Genomic DNA, 1,000 nt, shown 5'->3' on the forward strand with positions numbered 1-1,000 from the left:
CCGCTGGTGCGGGCCGATCTGCTGGACATCATTTCGGCGCTCCGCCAGGCCCACCCCGACCTTCCGATCTCGATGACCACAAATGCCGTCGGGCTGGACAAGAAAGCCGCCGGGCTCAAGGCCGCCGGACTGTCCCGTATCAACGTCTCGCTGGACTCGCTCCATGAGGAAACGTTCACCCAGCTGACCCGCCGCCCCTTCCTGAACAAGGTCCTGGCCGGCGTGGACGCCGCCTGGGCCGCCGGGCTGGGTCCCGTGAAGCTCAACGCCGTACTGATGCGCGGCATCAACGACGTCGAATCCCCCGCTTTGCTGGCCTGGGCGCTGGACCGCGGCTACGAACTTCGCTTCATCGAACAAATGCCGCTCGACGCCGACCACGGCTGGACCCGCCGAAACATGATCACTGCCGCGGAAATCCGTGAGCTGCTCTCCGTCGACTACGTGCTCAGCGCCGATCCCCGGGACCGCGACGGCGCCCCGGCGGAACGCTTCGAGGTCCGGGCCAGGGTCCCGGGCACGGCCGGGGCTGCCGGCCCGGTGCTGGGAACCGTGGGGATCATCGCGTCCGTGACCGAGCCGTTCTGCTCCGACTGCCGACGCACCCGCATCACGGCCGAGGGCAAGATCATGAGCTGCCTGTTCTCCCGCGAGGAAGTTGACCTGCTGGGGCTGCTCCGCGAAGGCGCCAGCGACGAACAACTCGCCGGGCGCTGGCAGGACGCCATGTGGATCAAGCCCAAGGCCCACGGCATGGACCACGTCGGACTGGACGCCCCGGACTTCGTCCAGCCGGACCGCAGCATGAGCGCCATCGGAGGCTGAGCCACCTGTGAACGTACGTTACTTCGCTGCCGCGCGCGCTGCCGCCGGCGTCGATGAAGAGAGCTTTGACCTCCCCGCGGACGCCACCGTCGCCTCACTCCTGGCGGCGATCCTCGCCGTCGAGCGCCCGGAGCCCCCGGCCGGGACACCGCCGCTGGCGCGCCTGCTGTCCCGG

Annotated in this window: 1 protein-coding gene and 1 pseudogene; both read left to right on the plus strand. The window is 69.4% G+C overall.

Going from position 1 to position 1,000, the window contains the following annotated elements:
* Positions 1-825 (plus strand): GTP 3',8-cyclase MoaA (locus tag K789_RS0100720; RefSeq protein ID WP_024365074.1); only part of this gene is annotated, 825 nt, incomplete at its 5' end.
* 7 nt (positions 826-832) lie between these two features.
* Positions 833-1,000 (plus strand): annotated as a pseudogene (locus tag K789_RS0100725) (MoaD/ThiS family protein); the annotation flags it as partial.

It is taken from the genome of Arthrobacter sp. TB 26, from assembly GCF_000427315.1.
In the GTDB taxonomy this organism is placed as follows: Bacteria; Actinomycetota; Actinomycetes; order Actinomycetales; family Micrococcaceae; genus Arthrobacter.